23 protein-coding genes and 1 other RNA gene are annotated in these 19,256 nt (G+C 60.9%); 15 read left to right on the top strand and 9 right to left on the bottom strand.

Annotated elements, in window-relative coordinates:
• Positions 1-189: 189 nt before the first annotated feature.
• Entirely contained in the window at positions 190-348 is a 159-nt protein-coding gene (locus tag HY29_RS19165; protein WP_155838231.1) for a hypothetical protein, read from the top strand.
• A gap of 2 nt (positions 349-350) precedes the next feature.
• Here HY29_RS19165 and HY29_RS06720 read toward each other — a convergent pair whose 3' ends face one another.
• Positions 351-824, bottom strand: coding sequence for an NUDIX domain-containing protein (locus HY29_RS06720; protein WP_034794508.1), 474 nt, complete (start codon positions 822-824; stop codon positions 351-353).
• A 112-nt stretch (positions 825-936) separates the two neighbouring features.
• Between HY29_RS06720 and HY29_RS19810 the strand changes: the two genes are divergently transcribed.
• From HY29_RS19810 to HY29_RS06700, 5 genes are all read left to right on the top strand, one after another.
• Positions 937-1,071: a hypothetical protein gene (locus tag HY29_RS19810; RefSeq protein WP_277813013.1), complete on the top strand. Its 135-nt coding sequence runs from the start codon at positions 937-939 to the stop codon at positions 1,069-1,071.
• Positions 1,072-1,086: 15 nt separating this feature from the next.
• Positions 1,087-2,076 carry a calcium/sodium antiporter gene (locus tag HY29_RS06715; protein WP_034794507.1) on the top strand — a complete coding sequence of 330 codons (990 nt, stop codon included), beginning with the start codon at positions 1,087-1,089 and terminating at the stop codon, positions 2,074-2,076.
• Positions 2,073-2,825 carry an SDR family oxidoreductase gene (locus HY29_RS06710; RefSeq protein WP_034794506.1) on the top strand — a complete coding sequence of 251 codons (753 nt, stop codon included), beginning with the start codon at positions 2,073-2,075 and terminating at the stop codon, positions 2,823-2,825. The genes HY29_RS06715 and HY29_RS06710 overlap by 4 nt, the downstream gene beginning before the upstream one ends.
• Positions 2,826-3,848, top strand: coding sequence for a threonine aldolase family protein (locus tag HY29_RS06705; protein WP_034794504.1), 1,023 nt, complete (start codon positions 2,826-2,828; stop codon positions 3,846-3,848).
• A gap of 133 nt (positions 3,849-3,981) precedes the next feature.
• Positions 3,982-4,644 (top strand): DUF2959 domain-containing protein, encoded by a 663-nt coding sequence (locus HY29_RS06700; protein WP_051601217.1) that lies wholly within the window; start codon positions 3,982-3,984, stop codon positions 4,642-4,644.
• A gap of 76 nt (positions 4,645-4,720) precedes the next feature.
• On the opposite strand, the gene HY29_RS06695 is transcribed toward HY29_RS06700, so the two are convergent.
• Positions 4,721-5,152, bottom strand: coding sequence for a hypothetical protein (locus HY29_RS06695; protein ID WP_034794502.1), 432 nt, complete (start codon positions 5,150-5,152; stop codon positions 4,721-4,723).
• A 101-nt stretch (positions 5,153-5,253) separates the two neighbouring features.
• Positions 5,254-5,799, bottom strand: coding sequence for an AAA family ATPase (locus tag HY29_RS06690; protein ID WP_034794575.1), 546 nt, complete (start codon positions 5,797-5,799; stop codon positions 5,254-5,256).
• A gap of 63 nt (positions 5,800-5,862) precedes the next feature.
• Between HY29_RS06690 and HY29_RS06685 the strand changes: the two genes are divergently transcribed.
• Positions 5,863-6,210 carry a DUF1428 domain-containing protein gene (locus tag HY29_RS06685; RefSeq protein ID WP_034794572.1) on the top strand — a complete coding sequence of 116 codons (348 nt, stop codon included), beginning with the start codon at positions 5,863-5,865 and terminating at the stop codon, positions 6,208-6,210.
• A 33-nt stretch (positions 6,211-6,243) separates the two neighbouring features.
• Here HY29_RS06685 and HY29_RS06680 read toward each other — a convergent pair whose 3' ends face one another.
• From HY29_RS06680 to HY29_RS06675, 3 genes are all read right to left on the bottom strand, one after another.
• A complete protein-coding gene (locus HY29_RS06680) occupies positions 6,244-6,552 on the bottom strand; it encodes a hypothetical protein (RefSeq protein ID WP_034794499.1) in 309 nt (102 codons plus the stop codon).
• A gap of 267 nt (positions 6,553-6,819) precedes the next feature.
• Positions 6,820-7,190, bottom strand: an RNA gene (gene rnpB / locus HY29_RS18345) — RNase P RNA component class A.
• A 58-nt stretch (positions 7,191-7,248) separates the two neighbouring features.
• The gene (locus tag HY29_RS06675) at positions 7,249-7,887 is read right to left on the bottom strand and encodes a TetR/AcrR family transcriptional regulator (RefSeq protein ID WP_034794570.1); all 639 of its coding nucleotides are present in this window, start codon (positions 7,885-7,887) and stop codon (positions 7,249-7,251) included.
• 86 nt (positions 7,888-7,973) lie between these two features.
• On the opposite strand from HY29_RS06675, the gene HY29_RS06670 reads away from it, so the two are divergent.
• Together HY29_RS06670 and HY29_RS06665 are read left to right on the top strand one after the other, a co-directional pair.
• On the top strand, positions 7,974-9,494 hold the full coding sequence (locus HY29_RS06670) for an amidohydrolase family protein (protein WP_051601216.1): 1,521 nt from the start codon (positions 7,974-7,976) through the stop codon (positions 9,492-9,494).
• Between the two features lie 47 nt (positions 9,495-9,541).
• Complete coding sequence (locus HY29_RS06665) at positions 9,542-10,093, top strand: hypothetical protein (protein ID WP_034794497.1); 552 nt, start codon at positions 9,542-9,544, stop codon at positions 10,091-10,093.
• An 18-nt stretch (positions 10,094-10,111) separates the two neighbouring features.
• On the opposite strand, the gene HY29_RS19680 is transcribed toward HY29_RS06665, so the two are convergent.
• Positions 10,112-10,648, bottom strand: coding sequence for a low molecular weight protein tyrosine phosphatase family protein (locus tag HY29_RS19680; protein WP_241765153.1), 537 nt, complete (start codon positions 10,646-10,648; stop codon positions 10,112-10,114).
• Positions 10,649-10,813: 165 nt separating this feature from the next.
• Between HY29_RS19680 and HY29_RS06655 the strand changes: the two genes are divergently transcribed.
• Positions 10,814-11,773, top strand: a complete 960-nt coding sequence (locus HY29_RS06655; RefSeq protein ID WP_081811265.1) for a YihY/virulence factor BrkB family protein — start codon at positions 10,814-10,816, stop codon at positions 11,771-11,773.
• Here HY29_RS06655 and HY29_RS06650 read toward each other — a convergent pair.
• Entirely contained in the window at positions 11,731-12,498 is a 768-nt protein-coding gene (locus HY29_RS06650) for a peptidoglycan recognition protein family protein (protein WP_034794495.1), read from the bottom strand. The genes HY29_RS06655 and HY29_RS06650 overlap by 43 nt on opposite strands.
• Positions 12,498-13,382 (bottom strand): DMT family transporter, encoded by an 885-nt coding sequence (locus HY29_RS06645; RefSeq protein ID WP_241765152.1) that lies wholly within the window; start codon positions 13,380-13,382, stop codon positions 12,498-12,500. The genes HY29_RS06650 and HY29_RS06645 overlap by 1 nt, the downstream gene beginning before the upstream one ends.
• Before the next feature lie 249 nt (positions 13,383-13,631).
• Here HY29_RS06645 and HY29_RS06640 point away from each other — a divergent pair, with 249 nt between their 5' ends.
• From HY29_RS06640 to HY29_RS06620, 5 genes are all read left to right on the top strand, one after another.
• Positions 13,632-14,396 carry a hypothetical protein gene (locus tag HY29_RS06640; RefSeq protein ID WP_034794490.1) on the top strand — a complete coding sequence of 255 codons (765 nt, stop codon included), beginning with the start codon at positions 13,632-13,634 and terminating at the stop codon, positions 14,394-14,396.
• The gene (locus HY29_RS06635; RefSeq protein WP_034794487.1) at positions 14,393-15,019 is read left to right on the top strand and encodes a class I SAM-dependent methyltransferase; all 627 of its coding nucleotides are present in this window, start codon (positions 14,393-14,395) and stop codon (positions 15,017-15,019) included. Before HY29_RS06640 ends, HY29_RS06635 begins: the two co-directional genes overlap by 4 nt.
• 8 nt (positions 15,020-15,027) lie before the next feature.
• A complete protein-coding gene (locus tag HY29_RS18340; protein WP_051601215.1) occupies positions 15,028-15,885 on the top strand; it encodes a heme-dependent oxidative N-demethylase family protein in 858 nt (285 codons plus the stop codon).
• 10 nt (positions 15,886-15,895) lie between these two features.
• A complete protein-coding gene (locus HY29_RS06625; protein ID WP_034794483.1) occupies positions 15,896-16,333 on the top strand; it encodes an EVE domain-containing protein in 438 nt (145 codons plus the stop codon).
• Positions 16,334-16,474: 141 nt separating this feature from the next.
• Positions 16,475-19,201, top strand: coding sequence for a glycoside hydrolase family 3 C-terminal domain-containing protein (locus HY29_RS06620; protein WP_034794472.1), 2,727 nt, complete (start codon positions 16,475-16,477; stop codon positions 19,199-19,201).
• The last annotated feature ends 55 nt before the right edge of the window (positions 19,202-19,256 follow it).

Here is a 19,256-nt window from a genome sequence, read left to right as displayed (position 1 = left end):
AGCCCAGGGGTAAGGCAACCAGCGTTCCAGCTATCGCTTCCGGAAGCTTGGCAAGGGGGAACAAGCCCGCGGAAAAGTCGTCTGATGGAGGGTCAGGAGAGAAGAACTGTCCCACCACCGCGATTCGAAATGCCCGGCGATTACAAAAGTTCCCGCGAAATTTTGCGGCGTCATTGAGGCTGCATTTCCATGATTTCTCCGGAAGTCAGCCCGCGTTCGGACTCAATCGCGGGCGACAAGGGAAGCATGAGAACACGTGCGACCCCCACGATGAAGCTTGTGACTGTGCTGCTGGCGGCGCTGTTGTTCCTGTGCCTGCCGGCTTTCCTGGCAATGGCCGGAGCCTGATCCTAGGGTTTTTGCCCGCCCCAATAGGGGGAAGGCGCCGCGCCGCGATAGACTTCTTCCAGACGTAGCCTTGTGCCTTGTGTCGTGCCCTCCGGCAGGTCAGCTGGCGAGCACCAGCGCGCCTCGGCAATCTCGCCATGGGCTGTGGCCTTGCCTGCCTGCCAGATATCGGGCGTCACATGGTAGACAATCACATGATCATTCGGGAAGGAGACGTGATTGGAATAGATTCCGATCAGGCGCGGCGGCCCGGTCAGGATGATGCCGCCTTCTTCCAGAATCTCACGGCGCAGAGCCTCCTCGCAGGGCTCGGCCCGCTCAACCCCGCCGCCCGGCATGTGCCAGCCGCCAATATAGGTGTGGCGCACCAGAAGAATGTCGCCCTTCTCATTCTCCACCAGAGCCCGCACGCCCAGCGTCATCGGGCGTATCAGGCGGGCATAGACATGAAACAGGCGGGTTCTCAAGGAAGGCATTCGGACTCCCCTCATAGGGTAAATTATTGCCGGAATGAGGCATATATCTCAGCAGGATGTAAAATTTTCCTGCCGTTTAACTCTCGCCAAGCTGCGCAACGCGCGCTATGGGATGGCGAAAGCATGGAAATGCGAGAGAGAACAACAGCGAGACGGCGCCATGATCCATCCTTCCCTGATTGCCATTGCCGCGATTGTGATCGTGTTCGGCATCCTGAATTTCATTGAATACAAGCGCCTGGACTAGGAGTTTTCCTGGTAAATGCCTGATCTTACCCTGATCGCCGCCCTGATCGGGGGGCTCGTTATCATGGCGTTTGCAGGGGATTTCCTTGTGAACGGCGCGGTGGCGATTGCCAGGCGCCTTGGTGTTTCCCCCCTGATCGCAGGCATATTCATTGTCGGCTTCGGCACATCTGCGCCGGAGATGATCGTATCGCTGAACGCTGCGCTGGAAGACCGCGCAGGGCTCGCGATCGGCAATATTGTCGGCTCCAACATTGCAAACATTTTCCTCGTGCTGGGCGTGCCCGCGCTGATCATGCCGTTTGCCGCGGGCGGCAGCGGGCAGGGCCGGGCCCTGATCGCCATGCTGGTGGCGACGGCCGTCTGGATATGCGTAACCGGCTGGTCCACGCTGACCCCGCTGACCGGCATCTTGTTCCTGATGATCCTGCTCGGCTATTGCGGCGTGACGCTGATCCAGGCGCGCCGGGCGGTGGCGAGCGGGGAAGACCCCGGCGTGGAACTGGAAGAGGCCCCGCATATCAGCGTCGCCCGCGCGCTGGCCTATGTGCCGCTGGGCATTGGCGGCCTGGTGCTGGGCGCGCATCTGATCATTGCTGGCGGCGTCGGTATCGCGACCTTTTACAATGTGCCCCAGGAATGGATTGGCCTGACCCTGCTGGCCATTGGCACTTCGCTGCCAGAGATTGGCGCGGCCATTGCGGCCGCCATGCGCCGGCATGGCGAAGTGGCCATCGGCAACGTACTCGGCTCCAATATTTTCAATATTCTGGGCGCGGGCGGCATCATCTCCTTCTTCGGGCCGATTGAGATTGCGCCCACTTTCACGCAGTATGACCACTGGGTCATGGCCTTCGCCGCATTGCTGATCGGTGTCTTCATCATGACCCATGCGCGCCTTGGCCGCCTGATGGGAGTTCTGATGCTGCTGATCTATGCCCTCTATATCTATGGTCTGATCAGCAGGTTCAATTTGCTGGGCCTGGTCCAGCCCTCTGCGGCATGACCCCCGGCGCCGCGCTTGTCACCGGGGCCGGCAAACGGCTGGGCCGTGCCATGGCCGAAGCGTTGGGCGCCGATGGCTGGCATGTGATTGTCCATTACAACAGCTCAGCTGACGGGGCCGAAGAGACTGCCGCCGCGATCCGCGACGCCGGCGGAGAGGCGATCACGCTGCAGGCCGACCTGACCGATGAGGCCGAGACCGGAGACCTGATCCTGAAGGCGGCGGAAAAGCTCGGTCGGCCGGTGACGCTGCTGATCAATTCCGCATCCTTGTTTGAGGATGATACGGCCCTCACCCATACCCGCGAGGGATGGGACGCGCACATGAACGCCAATCTGCGCGCGCCAGTCCATCTGGCACAATGCCTGGCCGAGGCCCTGCCAAAGGGCGAGCGTGGCCTGGTCATCAACATGCTGGACCAGCGGGTCTGGAAGCTGACCCCGCAATTCTTCACCTACACGCTGTCCAAGGCCGCGCTGTGGCAGGCAACGCAGACACTGGCGCAGGCACTGGCGCCGACTGTGCGCGTCAATGCCATCGGGCCGGGGCCGACACTTCGCTCAAAACATCAGAGTGAGGAAGAGTTCGCCGCCGAAACGCGCGCGACGCTGACGGGGGAGGGGTCCAGCCCCGAAGAGATCGTGAACGCCATGCGCTATCTGATCTCCGCGCGCAGCGTGACCGGACAGATGATTGCCAGCGATGGCGGGCAGCATCTGATGTGGCAAACCCCGGATACGCAGGTCTGAATGAATTTCTCTTCCGATACGTCCGCCCCGGCGCACCCATCTGTTCTGGAGGCGCTTGCCGCCGCCAATACAGGACTGGAGGCGAGCTATGGCAATGATGCGATCACCCTGCGACTGAGACAGCGTCTGGCCGATGTGTTTGGCACGGATGATTTCGATTACTGGATGACGGCGTCCGGCACGGCGTCAAATGCGCTGGCGCTGTCATGCTTCTGCCCACCGACCGGCGCGGTGCTGTGCCATGCCGGCGCGCATATTGCGGTGGATGAGCGCGGCGCGCCGGAATTCTTTTCCGGCGGTGGTAAGCTGCAGCTGCTGCGCGGGCCTGATGGCAAGATCGGCAGCGAGCAGCTGGACGAGGCATTGGCGCGCATCAATCATGACTTTGTGCATGAGACGCCGGCGCATGTCCTGTCCCTGACAAATCTGACTGAGAACGGCACCGCCTACACGGTTGCTCAGGTGGCGGACTATGCGGAGCGGGCCCATGCGAAGGGCCTGAGTGTGCATATGGATGGCGCACGCCTTGGCAATGCATTGGCCGCCACGCGTGCCGCCCCCGCAGAGATGACCTGGAAGGCCGGTATTGATGTGCTGACCTTCGGCCTGACCAAGACCGGCGCGATCGGCTGCGAGATCATCCTTCTGTTTGGCAAGGCGCGCGAGAAAAAGCGGGAGCTGGAAGCGCGCGCAAAACGCTCCGGTCACATGCCGCCCAAGATGCGCTTCATCGCGGCGCAAGCCGAGGCGATGCTGAAAGACGATCTCTGGATGAAGCTGGCAATGCAGGCCAATCAGGCCGCGCGCCGACTGGCAGACGGGCTGCAAAGCCAGGGCGTGGAGCTGGCCTTTGCGCCGGAGGGCAATGAAGTGTTTGCGCTGCTCTCTGACGATCAGGTCGCCCGTCTGCGTGCTGCCGGGGCCGTGTTCTATCCCTGGATGGGCGGCAGCCAGCGGCTGGTTTGCAGCTGGACCACGCAGGCTGAAGAGGTCGACGCGCTGCTGAGCGCCCTGAAAGCCTAGCGGGACGTGGCCGTCTGCGCCGTGAAGGGCGCATTTTCCCGGGTGTGAGAAGGTTTTTGCGTCTGATTGCTGGACTGACACGGCGGCGCACGGCAGACAGGGGCTAGCAGTCTTCACGGGAAGGGGTGACGTCATGACCATTCGCTTGCGTTCTGCAATGCTTGCAGCGTTTCTTGCCACATCGAGTGTCGCGGGATGCTCCAGTGCCTATTACGGCACGATGGAACAATTCGGCTATCAGAAGCGCGACCTGCTGGTCTCGCGCGTGAATGAGGCTGCCGCGGCGCAGGAAGACGCGAAGGTCGAGTTCAATGACGCGCTGGAAGCTTTCCGCTCTGTCGTCGCGCTGGACGGGGGAGAGCTGGAAGCCTCCTATGACCGCCTGTCGAATACGTATGACCGGGCCGAGGACAAGGCCGAAAAGGTGCGCGCCCGCATCAAGAGCATGAAGATCGTGTCGCGCGATCTGTTCGTGGAATGGCGCAAGGAACTGGAAGAATATTCCGATCCTGAGCTGCGCCGCGTCTCGGCCCAGCAGCTGGAAGATACGCGCGAGCGCTATGGTATCCTGGTGAACAAGATGGACCAGGCTGCGGAATCCATGGACCCGGTTCTGGCCGTGTTCCATGACCGCGTATTGTTCCTGAAGCATAATCTGAATGCGCGGGCGATTGCGGCGCTCAGCAATGAGACGCGTGACATCGAGACCGATGTGGCCGACCTGATTGCTGAAATGGAGCGCTCGATTGCCGAGGCAGATGCCTTCATTCAGGAAATGACCGCAGGCCGGGTGTAGGCATTTTCCTGCGCGTGCAACGCCCGTGAAGGCGCTTCGTTTCCAGAGACTGAGTTTTCATCCGTAGAGAGATGGGTCAGGTGTCGGGTGGGGGCAGCATGTATCCCGCAGCCTTGGCGCTCATCACGGCAAAAGCCGGAACCCAGAACTGCGCGTTCATAGCCTGCTGTCCTGGGCCCCGGCTTTCGCCAGGGTGAGCGGAGATGAGGCCGCTGCCATCAAGCGCGGCGGTGAGCGCTTTCGACGGCTCCCACGCGATCGGATCTTTCTTCTTTGGTTCCAGCTGTCTCAGCCTGGCGAGGGCCGCGTCGAGTTCGGCCTCCGTCTTGCCAACATATAGCACGATGAGATCGCCGCGCCGGTTCACGGTATAACGGAACGGTACGCCCGGGCCCTTGATCGACCGGATATACATCCGCACCAAAATCAGCTGAACCCAGACCCAGAAACGGAAGTGCTCCATCTCTGGCGGCAGCTGGCAGGTGGGAGGGGCGAACAGACGATCCATGGCGCGTAGCCTATCGCGGGCGATGACTGTGTCGGATTCAGGTTTCGCCTGGCCAGTGATAACAACAGGTTCAGCGCAAAAGGGTGTGGGACAAGGCCGTCTCAGTCCCCCTTTGCGTCCATGTCAATCTGGCCCAGCAGGAAGCTCACACGCTCTGCCACGGGCACTTTCGGCAGCAGGACCGTGTCATAGCCATGGGCGGGATAGGCCGTCAGTAGACGGTCATATTCGGCGCGTGCCTCATCAAGGCCATGCTGGCGGCCAGTGTCTGTTTCATAAATCTCCGGCCAGGGCGGTGTGAGGAAGACCGTGCGGGCATAGCGGTATTGCCCGGCCAGCGGCGCGAGCTCGGCTGAGCCGGTCAAGTGATGCCAGGCGGTCAGGGCATCGATCAGGCTGCGGTCAAAGAAGACCGGGTCGGTCTGGGCGCGGGCGGCGTCATGATCAGCGCGGCGAAGTTCTATGACGCGCGTGAGGAAGGCGCGCATATCCTGCCAAGGCAGGGCGGAGCCGCCGCTTGCCTGTTCGGCCTCCACCACGCGGCGGCCGGGCTCGTCAATGGTGACATGGCCAAGATCCGCCAGCGCCGAAAGTAGCGTGGACTTTCCGCCGCCGGAGCAGCCGGAGAGGATGACAAAGTTTTCGATGGTCTGCTCCTGTGCTGGAAGATAGGATTGGAGAATGGGGGCGAGAGAGGCAACAGGTGCGATATGAGTTATGTGGATGGAATGCTTGCGGCGGTGCCAGAGGCCAAAAAGGCGGCTTATTTGGAGCATGCCCGCAAAGCGGCTGACTTGTTCAAGGAAGTGGGCGCTTTGTCTGTGGTCGAATGCTGGGGCGTGGACGTGCCGGAGGGCAAGCTGACCTCCATGCCGATGGCTGTGAAGCTGGAAGAGGGGGAGACGGTCGTGCTATCCTGGATCAGCTGGCCATCCAAGGAGGCGCGCGATGCGGCATGGGAAAAGCTGATGGCGGATGAGCGCATGGCCGGCATGGAGATGCCGTTCGATGGTTCACGGATGATCTTTGGTGGGTTTGACGTTGTACTGAATACCTGACCTGGTGGGCGGCAGTGTTGTGCAATGGTCTGATTAGCCGGCCGCGAGTCTGTTTGACTCTTCAATGCGCCCAGCGGCGAAGAGGATTGTGCCGAGCAGGAGCAGAACGCCACCCGCGCCAAGCGCAAAATAACTATAGACCGGATCTGGAGCCGTATTGCTGTAACGCGCATAGGCCGCCTCGAAATTGTCCCGCGGCGTGTCGCAGGACTGAACGACTTTCATGCACAGCTCAAGCTGGACGGCGGCTTTGTCGAAATCGAGCTTTGCCTCTTGGTATTGTCCGGTCCGAGAGAAAAGGAAAAGCCCCGCCGCGACCACGACAACAGATACCCAAATCATCGCCAATCCAGATTTCTTCACCCCATATCCTTTCGAGATAGTTGTCTTCAGAATGGCCCGTGGCAAATGGCAGGGCGCTTACCGAACTTATACTTTTGGTTGAGTGGCATCGCAACACACTTCTGGGCCGGCAAGCCAGGGAATTCGGGGACATGGCAAGCGTGAAGGCGCGCAGCGTCACCGGAGAAGCCTTCGCTTGCGCTTCAGGCCTTTTCTCCCTCAATTCGATCCTCGATCGAATTGCCGCGCTTTACGCGACCGGGAGAAAAGACCAGACGGCCTGTAAGCCGGGTTCTGTTCGTCCCCTTGCGGAGATCTGGCAGCCATTCCTCTGGGATGCCTGTTGCCAGGCACCTCACGCGACACACCCGGGGCGCGGGCGGAAAACGGCCCATATGCGCCCCCTATTCGGTCTTGCTCCGGGCGGGGTTTACCGTGCCAGTCCTGTCGCCAGGCCTGCGGTGGGCTCTTACTCCACCCTTTCACCCTTACCCCTTCGAGAAGGGGCGGTTTGCTTTCTGTGGCACTTTCCCTCGGCTCGCGCCGGGCGGCCGTTAGCCGTCGCCCTGTTTCCCTGGAGCCCGGACTTTCCTCCAACATGCCGTTACCAGCATGCCAGCGGCTGCCCGGCCGTCTGGTCTGGGGGCTGTATAGGGGAAAGTCGCGGGCCACGCCAGATGGAAGGCGCGTAAGGCCCTATCGCTCTATGGGGCGGAGCAAAATGTTTGTGATGATGGCATCCGTTTCCGCTTGCGGGCGCTGGCTGAGGCCCATGAGACGCTCAATGCGGCCGGACAGGATAAGATCCGCGAGGCCGTGCACCATGGCCCAGGAGGCGACGACATCCTTCATGGCCGCAGTGTCTGCATACGGGTCCGCGCCGACTTCGGCCTGCACCAGATCGACCAGCTTGCCGAACGCGGTGAGGGAGCTGGACGCGAAGGCCTCATCGGTCCGGTCAGGTTTTTCAGAGGAAAACATCAGGCGGAACAGGGCGGGATTCGCCGTGCCGAAATCGACATAGCCAAGGCCGATGGCGATCAGCTGGGATGTCGTATCCTTTGCGGCAGCGGCCTGGCGGGCTTCCTGTGCCGCGATCAGGCGGTCATAGCCGATGGCGGCAAGCGCTGTGAGCAGGCCCTTGGCATCCCCGAAATGATGAGCAGGCGCGCCATGGCTGACGCCTGCGCGCTTGGCAACGGCGCGCAGGGAGAAGGATTCTGTGCCGTTTTCTACGAGTTCTTCCTCCGCCGCCTTGAGCAGGGCCGGGCCAAGGTCTCCATGATGGTAGCGTTTTGAACTCGCGCGCGATGCAGAGGGGGATGAAGCTGTCATGTGGAGGATCATAGCATTAAACTTGACACTGTCTAGATGTGCCTGTAGGAGCAAATCTAGACAGTGACTAGATAGGCGAGACGATCATGATGAAATGGGTAATCAGGGGCCTGCTGGCCGTGGGGGTGATTGCGGTACTGGGGACGGTGTCGAGCTATCTGTTCGTCGACCGCGAACTGAACCGAATGTATGGCGCCTTTGTTGAGGTGGCCGAGCCGGAGCTTGAGGCCGAGGCGGCAGAGACCTATGCGCTGGTCAATGTGAGTGTGCTGGCGCCGGAGGCGGACCGTTTCATTCCTGACCAGTCCGTGATTGTCGAGGATGGCCTGATCCGATCAGTCGGGGCAGGGGAGGTGCCGCAAGGCATTCGCGCCATAGACGGTGAGGGCATGTATCTGGTGCCGGGCTTTACCGACTCGCATGTCCATTTGTGGGAAAGCGCCAATGATCTGTTGCTCTATATCGCCAATGGCGTGACACAGGTGCGCGAGATGAATGGCCAGCCGAACAATCTGGCCTGGAAGCGAGAGATCGAAGCGGGCCGGGTCGGGCCGGAGATTTTCGTCGTCGCGCCCCAATTTGCGACCTTTGTCGGCTTTCAAGGCGTGATGGTCGGCTGGACACAGCGCAAAACCATTGTTCGTAACCGGAAAGAAATAGAGCAGGCGGTCGCAGACTTTCAGGCGGCAGGCTATGACGCGGTGAAATCCAGCAGTTATCTGAGTCGGGAGAATTATGACCAGCTGAGCGAGGTTGCCGCCGAGGCCGGAATGCCGCTGGTCGGGCATATTCCGATGGCGACAGATCTGGATGCTGTATGGCGTGGCAGCGCGTCCGAGATTGCGCACATCGAAGAACTGGTCAAGCAGCTGGACAAGGAGTTTGGCGGCTATGGGCCAGACCAGGCAGAGGCGTTTTTGGAATTCGTTCGGGAGCGGAGCGATGATGTGGCCGCGCATCTGGTGCAGGAGGGTATCATGGTGACCTCCACGATGAGTTTGGTCGACAGCTTTCATCGCCAGAAATCCCATCTGAAGGATGTGCTGCAGGCCGCTGAACTGGAATATGAAAATCCGGGCATTGCCGAGGGCACGGTGATCACGTCGCGTGGCATGGGCTGGCTGCCGGAGGTGAATATCTATCGCTGGCCGGAAGGCATGGACGCGCGCCGCCAGGCCCGCAGCCTGGTCTACTGGAAGGCCTATGCCGAGGCGCAGCACATTCTATTCGAGGCGATGCTGGAACATGGCGTCGACATTCTGGCGGGCACGGATGCGAATGTGCCGGTCATGGTGCCGGGCTTTTCCTTCCATGACGAATTGGAGGCCATCAATGAGGCAGGCATGAGCCCGGCCGAGGTGTTGGCCTCTGCGACGGTGACGCCGGCCGCCTTCATGGGCAGCAATACCGGCGAGATCAGCGCGGGGCGCAAGGCGAACATGGTGCTGCTCCGGGAGAATCCGCTGGAAGACATTTCCGCCACGCGGGCCATTGAGATGGTGACACTGGGCAGCAATGTGTTCGACCGGGAAGATCTGGATGCAATGCTGCAATCTGTTGCCGATGCGAATGATGAGAGCCGCAAAGTGGCGCTGGCGGCAGATTAAGTTTCCATCCGCCGGGAACTGAAGGCGGGGCAGTTCGTTTTCACGCCATGATGAAAGCAACTGTCACCGCGCTCGCCCTGTCTCTTGCCCTTGTGGCGGCCTGTTCACAGGAGGATGCCACGCCTTTAGAGCCCGACGCGGTTCCGGCGCTGACCCCCGCAGAGACGGGTGAGCCGCTGGACAAGGCGGGCACGTCTGAGACAATCGGCGGAGATGGATCGAACATCCAGCTCCTGCCGATCACCGCCGATACCGATCTGGATGTTGAAGGGGAACTGGGCTGCAGCTTTCAGACCGAGCCTGACAACGCCCTTCTGTTCGTCGCCAAGGCCAATGTCGGCGATGAGTTCCGCCCGCGTGGCGGCATCAACAATAATGGCTATGCCGAAACGCTGACCGGCGTAGAGACGGGTGGCTTCAGCGCACTGGAGACCGAAGGCGGTAAATTTGGCGGCAAGGGCATGACCCTGACGCTGACGCCCAATGAAAAGCGCGTGAATGACGGTACAGAGACGGTCAGCCACAGCGCAGACCTGCTGGTCCAGCGCGCCGATGGCGCCGAGCGGACCTATCAGGGCGTCTGGACATGCGGCCCGTAGGCCGAACGAGAGGGGCGCTTATTCGGCCCCGAAGATCAGCGGCTCACACTTGGCGCGCAGGATGTCCACAAGATCCTCGTCCATGAACTGATAGTCGTCCGGAATATCCAGCACATGCATGGCCTTGTAGGCGATGTCCTGACGGTATTCGGCCCTCAGCCGTGACGCATGCTTGTCCTCCATCACCAGGATGAGGTCGGCCCAGCGGATGTCGGCCAGACTGATCTGGTGACGCGCACTGCGCGCCGTTCCGGCAGAGCGGGCGGACACGCCTGCCACATTGGCAAACACGGCTTCGCCCGTCGGGCTGCGCCATTTGTTGTGGCTGCAGACGAACAGGACTTTTACAGGCACGGCATCTGCCATCAGTTTCTCCCACTCCCGGTACGGCCAGATCTTGCCGATCTGGCGCGCCCTGTGAAGCTTGTTATGGCGCAGATAGATCAGGCGCCACTTCTTGTCTGCAAAGCCGCGATAGGTTGGCTCTGCCTTGCGGTCGCCATTATGGTTGCGGGCAGCCGCACGGCGCGCCGCCCGATTTGCGGGATGTGACATGGTGAATTCCTCATGCTGTCGTGGGGTCAGCAGCCGCGGCAACACGGGAATGTGGGGTGCATATATCTCAGGCGGGGGTGATGTTCAATTCTCGCATTAACCCATCAGGGGTGGGAGAGCGGCGCGAATTGCTCCATATATTGCACAATTGCCGGAGCGTCGTGCATGCTGGACTATATTCGAAAGCTGCCCATCCCCCAGCCGGTCAAGCACTGGCTGATCGGACCGCTCTGGTGCGCCATGGTCCGGCTGTCAAAGCCGGAAGTGCGCATTGTGACGGGCGGCATCAGTTTCTATGCGCTGTTTTCCATCTTCCCGATTGTCTATCTGACGCTGACCCTGCTCTTCACCCTGCTGCCACGCGAGATCAGCCAGCATCTGGCCGACACGGTTGACCAGGTTCTGGTTTCTGCGGTCGCACCGCTCAGCAAGGCAGACCTCGACACGATCCATGAATCGACGCCGCAGGTGATCACCTTCCAGGCCCTGATCGCGGTGATCGTCGTGTTCTATACGGCGAGTTCCGGTGCGAAGGCGGCTATTACGGGCATCCGCATGGTGGCGGGAAGTGAACGGCGCACAAAGATTATCCGCTTCCAGGGCGTGTCGATCCTGATGACGGCGCTGCTGATCCTGTCGGTGTGGATTCTGGGCGCGTTGCAGCTGATCCTGTCCATCGTGACAGAGCGCGACGGCTTCATCGCGTTCGACCTGGCGCAGACGATTTCCGACATTGCCGCCCAGTTGTGGCTGGGGAAGGGGATTGCGTGCTTTGTGATCTTCTATCTGATTATCGCGCTGTCCCTGAGCGGGCGGATCAGCGGGCACAAGGCCAAGGCGCTGGGCGCGGCGGCCGGGTCTCTGGCCTGGCTGGTCGCGACGTGGGGCTATCACCTCTATCTGAAATTCACCGCGCTCGACACATTCTATGGCGCGCTGGCCTCTGTAATTCTGGGCTTCATCTGGCTGTCCGTGTCCGTCTCATCGCTGCTGTTTGGCGCAGCGCTGGCAGTGGAATGGGCCGCGCGGATGCAGAAGGAAGGCGTCATCGCCGAAGAGGATGAGGAAGACGCTATTTCAGTTCAGGAGGTCAGTGAGCCGGAAGAGGCCTCCAGCCCCGCATGAATCTGCGCGATGCGCGCCAGCGTGCCCGCGCCGGCATGTCCGGTCAGCCGCATGGGCAGCCAGCGGCGCTGGAACGCGCGCACAATGCTGGCCGTTTCATCCGAATAGATCCCGTCCACAGCCAGTTCATAGCCGATACCCTTGAGGGTATCTTGCAGACGCTCGACATGCTTGCCCGTGTCGCCCGGCAGAAGGCTGCCGCCATCGCGGCCTGACATGGCGGGCAGGGCAGGCCAATAGCCGATGCCCTCTGCGGCGAGTTGCGCCCATGGGAAGTGCTCGCCCGGATCAATCTTGCGCGCCGGGGCGATATCCGAATGCCCGACAATGCGGGATGGGCGGATGATGTGGCGTGAGAGGATGTCCTTCGATAGCGCAATCACAGCGGCTATCTGCGGGTCCGGATAGGGCGGCAGGCGGCCATCCGGCAGCGGGACATCATGCCCGCCATTGACGATCTCGATGCCGATGGAGCGGGAATTCAGGTCATCATCATCCTGCCAGAAGGAGACGCCAGCATGCCAGGCGCGCTGGTCTTCCTCCACCAATTGGGTGATGCGGCCATCTTCCCAGACCATGTAATGAGCGGAGACTTCGGCGGCAGGGTCGCACATGCGCTGCAGCGCGGCCTCCCCGGTTTCCATGCCGGTATAGTGCAGCACCAGCATGTCGAGCGCCTGGCGGCGGGCATTGAAGTTCGGGCTCTCCACGCGGTCTATCTGCATCAGCTGCCTCCTGAGCTCATCTTCTCCACGATGGAGGCTTCGGGCAAGCGCTGGTTCTGGCGCACGGCGATGACGAACACGCCTGACAGGGAGATAACAGAGCCGAGTACCAGCCGCGCCGTGATCGGCTCGTTCAGCAGGATGATGCCGAAGATGACGCCCCAGACCGGGGTCATCAGCGTCAGCGGGGAGAGCAGCGAGATGTCGTATTTCTTGATCAGGGAATAGAATGCGCCATGGCCGAAAATCGACACGCCCACTACGGCAAACAGCCAGGCCAGGCAGAGTTGCCACCCGCCCTGCATGACGGACTGGATCTGTCCGCTTTCCAGAAGGCCGGACGTGATGAACAGCGGCGCGAAGCTGAACAGGCCGACCCAGGCCTGCAGCTGCAGCGCCTTGATGGGGGCCATGCGCTTCATCAGGATGCCGCCGATTGAGCCGATAAAGGCCGCGATGGTGATGTAGACAAGGCCGATGGAGATGCTGAAGCTGCCCGGATCGAACGCAATCAGCACAACGCCGGCAAAGGACAGCATGATGCCGAGACCGCGCCGCCAGCCAATGGTCTCGCCCAGAAAGGCCATGCTCATCAGCGTGGAGAAGGGCGCGCCGAGCTGTCCGGTGATCGAGGCGGCAGACGCCTCCGCATTCTGCAGGCCGAGGAAGAGCAGGGCAAAATGCACCGCGCCGATGAACATCGCGATCAGGAACAGCATTCGCAAATCTTCCGGCTTGGGCCGCAGGAAGGCGAGCAGGAACAGCGCAACCCCAGCAAAGCGGGTCGCCGCAAAGAAGATCGGTGGCACGCCAAGATCGGCCACCACCCAGCGCGTGATGACCAAATTCAGCCCCCAAACAAGGCAGACGGCGAAAAGCAGCATAAAGTCACGAAAGTTCATGCTGGTGGCGTTAGCAGGATTTTTGCAGGCTGGGCAGAAAAAAGCGCGCGACTGACTCTATTGCCTCTGTAGACGAGCTGACAGGAGAGGGGCGGGGAGGCTCTGCCCTAATTGCGCCGGAACTGAGCGGTATCTGACGCGCTAAACAAGTGTTAATAAGGTGTTATAAGGGCTTTGGCGGCCGGGCCTGGTGGGGCTGGCAGGCGCGGTGCAGACAGGAGAAATGGTGTGATGGGAATGATTTGGTGGATCCTGCCGGCAATTGCTGCGGTCATTGGCCTGATGCTTCTGTTTGCAGGCTTCGGGAAGCTGGCCAAGCTTAAAGCGGGATCGGGCTTTTTCCGTCTCGTGTTTGGCGTGGGATTTCTGGGTCTTGCGGGGGTTGTCGCTTTTGCGGGCCTGAATCTGCAGACCTATAAGCGCCTGACCAAGGAACGCTACGCCGCCAATATCAAGTTTGCCGCCGTGCCGGGCGAGGACGGTACCTATGCACTGGACATGACCCTGTCGGACGGCACCAAACTCGTACAGGCCGATGGCACTCAGCCCGTGTTGCGCGGCAACCAGTTCGAGGTCGGCGCGCAGGTCATCAAGTTCAAGCCGATGGCCAATATGCTCGGCTATGATTCGATTTACCGGCTGGACTATATTGAGGGCCGCATGTCGCGTCGCTTCACCACGACGGAAGTGACTGAGGCAACGACCAATGGCATCGCGCTGGCGCAGAACCCCGGGCTGGATGTCTATACGCTGGCCGAGAAGCAGGGCGGGCGGTTTGGCATTGATGCCGATTATGGCTCTGCCACCTATCAGCCGATGGGCGACAAGTTCGAATATGTCGTCAACATTTCGCAGGATGCCCTGATCGCGCGCCCGACCGAGGGGACGAAAACCCTGATCCAGCGGCAGAAATATCCGGGCTACAGCCCGGCCACTGCGCCCGCAGATGCGCCCGACACGAACATGCCTGCCAGTGATCTGGAGGGCGGACAGTGAATCCGTGGGATCGCTACGTTGTTCCGCATCTCGTTGCCTGTGCATGCTGTTCGAAACCGATCATGAAGCAGCGCGAGAAAATTGTTCCGCTGGCGGAGGGGCAGGTTCTGGAGGTCGGCTGTGGGGCGGGCACGAATTTCCGCTATTATGATGCCAGCAAGGTGGAGCATCTCTACGCGCTGGAACCGTCTGAAGCGATGGTGAAGAAGGCGCGGCGCGAGGCGGGCGCGCTCGGCATCGGCAATCATATCGAATTCCTGCAGGCAGGCGCCGAAGCCATTCCGCTGGAAGATGACAGCATCGATACTGTGGTGATCACATTTGTGCTGTGTACCATTCCGGATTGGGAGGCGAGCCTGCGCGAAGTGCGCCGCGTGCTGAAGCCGGATGGGAAGATCCTGTTTTCAGAGCATGGCCTGGCGCCTGATGAAGGCGTTGCGAAATGGCAGCGCCGGGTAGAGCCGGTCTGGAAGCCCCTCGGCGGCGGGTGCCATCTGACACGCGACACCGAAGCCATGTTTGCGTCGGCCGGGTTTCGTCTGGACGGGACGGAGACGATGTATCTTCCGTCTACGCCCAGAATTGCAGGCTATGTCAGCTGGGGCGCGGCAGTGCCCGTCTGAGACGCGGAATGCGCGCGCCGCCCTATCTGCCTTTTCTAAGCGGTCCACCGGGCCTTACCCCTGGCCTGAAGCCGATTGCGGCTGAGGATTGGCTGACTCCCGATACGGAGGCCAACGCCTGGTTGGCGCCGAAACGGGCGCTGATGCAGGCACGGCGCGAAGAGGTGTTTGCCGCCCACGGAGCAGAGGCCGAGATGGTTGAGGCGGGGCAGCTGGTGTTGGCTGCGCTGGGGCAGGGCACGCCTGAAGCCAGCTGGCCGACGCCGCTGGAGGCCGCATCTGCGGAGGTGTCCGATGATCTCTGCCTGATGATGCGAGGAGATGACGGGCTGTGGCAGTTACAGGCGGCAAGCCTATGCGCGCCGACCTTCTGGCGGCTTTCTGACAAGATTGGCGAACCGCTGGGCGGTCTGCACGCGCCTGTTCCTGGTGCGACCCCGGATCTGGTGAGGAGGATCTCCCGCATCTTCGACGGGCTGCAGCCGGGTCTGATGCTTGAGCGGTTCAACTGGACCGTTCAGGCAGGCGATGCGCGCTTCACGCCCAGCTCCGCGCCGCTGAAGGCACTGGCCGGTGAGGCGCCGGATGAGGCGGCGCTGGATGTGCTGCATTTGCGAGTTGAGCGCCAGACGATCACCAAACTGCCAGAGACGGGCGCGGTCTTGTTCACCATCCGCATCGTGATGGATCCGCTGCGCGCGGCGCTCTTGGGGGAGGGGGCCGTGGATGCATTCGAGGCGGCCTGGCAGGGCATCACGCCGGAGATGGCAGACTATAAGGGCTGGGCGGCGTATCAGCGTCTTGTCCGCGCAGCACTGGACGCGGCCCGGAATCCTATTAGGTCAAGACACACGCAGACAGAGTGAGGCAGGATAGATGAAATACTGGCTGTTCAAATCCGAACCGGACGCCTGGAGCTGGGAGCAGCAAAAGGCCAAGGGCGATGAGGGCGAGGAATGGTCCGGCATCCGCAACTATCAGGCGCGCAATTTCATGCGCGACATGAAAGTGGGCGACCGGGGCTTTTTCTATCATTCCAACAAAGGGCTGGAAGTGGTCGGCATTGTCGAGATTTCCGCCGAGAGCGCGCCGGATTCCACGACCGATGATGAGCGCTGGGATTGTGTTCATGTGCGGGCGCTGGCCGACATGCCGAAGCCGGTGAAGCTGAAAGAGGTGAAGGCCAATCCGACGCTGGAGGAGATGAGCCTGGTGACGTCTTTCCGCCTGTCCGTTCAGCCGGTGAAGGCCGATGAGTGGAAGGAAGTCTGCCGCATGGGCGGGATCAATCCGAAGACGCTGAAGCCGGTCTAGGGAACCGGTTGCGGGCCCCGCGAAAAAGGCGAAAAAGCGTCTGGCCTTAAAAATGTTAGCGTGCAACAATGCCCTCAAATATGGGGGGCGCCTGGCTGTTTCTGTGCCCTCCTGATAATCCAGAGGGAGCAGGAAATAGCCATGTTGAACCGGAAATTATTCAATAAATTCAGTCTTATGGGGGCGGCAGCCTCGCTCGCGCTGATGGCGGCCTGTGCGAGTACAGAGCCAGCCGAGACGCCTGAGGCTGCGCTGGATACGCCAGAGGCCGCTGAGCCTGCGATTCTGCCCTATATGGACGCCTCTCTCAGCCCGGAAGAGCGGGCGACGGATCTGGTCAGCCGCATGACTCTGGAGGAGAAAGCGGCCCAGATGTATGACAAGGCCGCCGGCATTCCGCGCCTTGGCATCCATGAATACAATTGGTGGAATGAGGCCCTGCACGGCGTTGCCCGCGCAGGCCATGCCACGGTTTTCCCGCAGGCAATCGGCCTGGCGGCGACCTGGGATGAAGACCTGATGCTGGATGTCGCGACGACGATTTCCGATGAAGGCCGCGCCAAGCATCATTATTATGCGTCTGAAGATGTCTACGCCATGTATGGCGGGCTGACCTTCTGGTCTCCGAATATCAACATCTTCCGCGATCCGCGCTGGGGCAGGGGACAGGAAACCTATGGAGAAGACCCGTTCCTGACGGGCCGCATGGCGGTGAATTTCGTCAATGGCATCCAGGGCGATGACGATAAATATCTGAAGGCCGTTGCGACGGTAAAGCACTATGCCGTTCATTCCGGGCCGGAGCCGTCGCGCCACCGCGATGACTATCATGCGAGCGATGCAGATCTGTGGGAGACCTATCTGCCAGCCTTCAAGATGGCGTTTGACGAGACTGAAGTAGGCTCTGTCATGTGCGCCTATAATGCCGTCTGGGGCGCGCCGGCCTGTGGCAGCGAGCGGCTGATGGTCGATCTGTTGCGCGGGGAACTTGGCTTTGACGGCTATGTCGTTTCCGATTGCGGCGCGATTGGCGACTTCTATTATGATGAAGCCAAGAAAGAAGCCGGCGAAGCGCCTTACGTGGCGCATGACTATGTCGACACACGCGCAGAGGCCGCGGCCCTGTCTGTGAAGATGGGCACGGATCTGAATTGCGGAGACGGTTTTGGCAACAAGATGGACGCGTTGCCGGACGCGGTTGCGCAAGGCCTGATCGATGAGGCGACCATAGATCAGGCGGTCATTCGTCTCTACACGGCGCTGTTCAAACTGGGCATGTATGATGACCCGGCCATGGTGCCATGGGCGAATTTGCCGCTGGATATTGTGGCGAATGACGAGCACCTTGCCCTTTCGGAAAAGACTGCGCGGCAATCTCTGGTCCTGCTGAAAAATGACGGCATCCTGCCGCTGGCGCCGGAGACAAAGGTGGCGGTGATCGGTCCGAATGCCGACAATTGGTGGACGCTGGTGGCGAACTATTATGGCCGCCCGACACAGCCTGTTACGGCGCTGGAAGGCGTGACGGCGAAAGTGGGCGCAGAGAATGTGACCTATGCGGTCGGCTCCACCATCGCGGGCGACAATTATTCCAACTACAAGCCGGTGCCGGCGTCCGTTCTGTTCCATGAGGATGAGACAGGCGAATTGGTGCCCGGCGTGAAGGCAGCCTATTATGTCGAGAAGGATCTTTCAGGCGACCCTGCGGTCGAGAAGGTGGAAGACAAGATCGATTTCTACTGGGACCGCACACCGAGCACGGGCGGGCTGAATGATGAATTCGGCGCCACCTGGGAAGGCGTGATCGTTCCGGAGACGGATGGGGTCTACCGCTTCCAGCCGTCGCGCTGGTCCACGGTCGAGATCAATGGCCAGGAAGTTGGCGAACGCGACGATATCGCGATGACGGCAGGCGAACCCTACAGCGTGAAGATGACGCTGAAATTCGACAGCGGCTGGCCACGCGACCAACTCGACAAATATGCCTATCTGAACTGGACGGATGTCTCGCGGGATATGAAGGCCGAGGCCATGGCGGCGGTCGAAGACGCCGATGTGATCCTGTTCTTTGGCGGCATTGATGCCAATCTTGAAGGCGAGGAAATGGGCGTCGAACTGGACGGCTTCCTTGGCGGGGACCGCACGAACATCAAACTGCCGGAAAGCCAGGAGAGCCTACTGAAAGATCTGTATGCGACCGGAAAGCCGGTCGTGATGGTGAATTTCTCCGGCTCTGCCATGGGGCTCAACTGGGAAAGCGAGAATCTGCCGGCCATCGTGCAGGCCTTCTATCCGGGGGAGAAGGCGGGCAATGCCATCGCAGACCTTCTGTGGGGTGACTACAGCCCGTCCGGCCGCCTGCCAGTAACGTTCTATAAATCGGTCGAGGACCTGCCGGACTTTGGCGACTATTCGATGCAGAACCGCACCTACAAATACTATGAAGGCGAGCCGCTGTATCCGTTCGGCTATGGGCTTTCCTATACAAGCTTCGGCTATGATGGCCTGTCTGTGCCGGAAAGCCATGATGCGAGCCAGCCGCTGCCGGTCAGCGTAACGGTGACCAATACGGGCGATATGGCGGGGTGCGAAGTGGTGCAGGCCTATATCCAGCACAAAAAACGGGCAAACGCCTCAGTGCCGAAGGTGGAACTGATCGCGTTTGACGTGGTGGAGCTGGACCCGGGCGAGACGCGGACGGTGACGTTCAACCTGTCTCCAGATCGGCTCGGCTATTATGACACTGACGGCAATTTCGTGACGCCCACCGGCGGCGAGGCCGTGATCTCTCTGGGTGGAGGTCAGCCTGGCTATACCGCAGAGACGGCAGGCGCCTCTGCGACAGTACGGTTTTCGGCGGCAGACTAGGCTAAAATCCTCGCCTGCACTTCAGGGGCAGGCGGTGGCATCATCTGCCTCAGAA

Origin of the sequence: Hyphomonas beringensis, assembly GCF_000682755.1 — a bacterium.
Taxonomy (GTDB): domain Bacteria; phylum Pseudomonadota; class Alphaproteobacteria; order Caulobacterales; family Hyphomonadaceae; genus Hyphomonas; species Hyphomonas beringensis.
The sequence above is the reverse complement of the archived record's forward strand: the minus strand, read 5'-3'. Positions and strand labels throughout refer to the sequence as shown.

Bases quoted from the DNA above. Each gene is read 5' to 3' on its own strand.
- HY29_RS06710 (WP_034794506.1), top strand. From the start codon at position 2,073: ATGACCCCCGGCGCCGCGCTTGTCACCGGGGCCGGCAAACGGCTGGGC.
- HY29_RS06670 (WP_051601216.1), top strand. From the start codon at position 7,974: ATGATGAAATGGGTAATCAGGGGCCTGCTGGCCGTGGGGGTGATTGCG.
- HY29_RS06705 (WP_034794504.1), top strand. From the start codon at position 2,826: ATGAATTTCTCTTCCGATACGTCCGCCCCGGCGCACCCATCTGTTCTG.
- HY29_RS19165 (WP_155838231.1), top strand. From the start codon at position 190: ATGATTTCTCCGGAAGTCAGCCCGCGTTCGGACTCAATCGCGGGCGAC.
- HY29_RS06720 (WP_034794508.1), bottom strand. From the start codon at position 824: ATGCCTTCCTTGAGAACCCGCCTGTTTCATGTCTATGCCCGCCTGATA.
- HY29_RS18340 (WP_051601215.1), top strand. From the start codon at position 15,028: ATGCGCGCGCCGCCCTATCTGCCTTTTCTAAGCGGTCCACCGGGCCTT.
- HY29_RS06685 (WP_034794572.1), top strand. From the start codon at position 5,863: ATGAGTTATGTGGATGGAATGCTTGCGGCGGTGCCAGAGGCCAAAAAG.
- HY29_RS06700 (WP_051601217.1), top strand. From the start codon at position 3,982: ATGACCATTCGCTTGCGTTCTGCAATGCTTGCAGCGTTTCTTGCCACA.
- HY29_RS19680 (WP_241765153.1), bottom strand. From the start codon at position 10,648: ATGTCACATCCCGCAAATCGGGCGGCGCGCCGTGCGGCTGCCCGCAAC.
- HY29_RS06695 (WP_034794502.1), bottom strand. From the start codon at position 5,152: ATGGATCGTCTGTTCGCCCCTCCCACCTGCCAGCTGCCGCCAGAGATG.
- HY29_RS19810 (WP_277813013.1), top strand. From the start codon at position 937: ATGGCGAAAGCATGGAAATGCGAGAGAGAACAACAGCGAGACGGCGCC.
- HY29_RS06675 (WP_034794570.1), bottom strand. From the start codon at position 7,887: ATGACAGCTTCATCCCCCTCTGCATCGCGCGCGAGTTCAAAACGCTAC.
- HY29_RS06665 (WP_034794497.1), top strand. From the start codon at position 9,542: ATGATGAAAGCAACTGTCACCGCGCTCGCCCTGTCTCTTGCCCTTGTG.
- HY29_RS06625 (WP_034794483.1), top strand. From the start codon at position 15,896: ATGAAATACTGGCTGTTCAAATCCGAACCGGACGCCTGGAGCTGGGAG.
- HY29_RS06715 (WP_034794507.1), top strand. From the start codon at position 1,087: ATGCCTGATCTTACCCTGATCGCCGCCCTGATCGGGGGGCTCGTTATC.
- HY29_RS06640 (WP_034794490.1), top strand. From the start codon at position 13,632: ATGGGAATGATTTGGTGGATCCTGCCGGCAATTGCTGCGGTCATTGGC.
- HY29_RS06680 (WP_034794499.1), bottom strand. From the start codon at position 6,552: ATGATTTGGGTATCTGTTGTCGTGGTCGCGGCGGGGCTTTTCCTTTTC.
- HY29_RS06645 (WP_241765152.1), bottom strand. From the start codon at position 13,382: ATGCTGCTTTTCGCCGTCTGCCTTGTTTGGGGGCTGAATTTGGTCATC.
- HY29_RS06655 (WP_081811265.1), top strand. From the start codon at position 10,814: ATGCTGGACTATATTCGAAAGCTGCCCATCCCCCAGCCGGTCAAGCAC.
- HY29_RS06620 (WP_034794472.1), top strand. From the start codon at position 16,475: ATGTTGAACCGGAAATTATTCAATAAATTCAGTCTTATGGGGGCGGCA.
- HY29_RS06650 (WP_034794495.1), bottom strand. From the start codon at position 12,498: ATGCAGATAGACCGCGTGGAGAGCCCGAACTTCAATGCCCGCCGCCAG.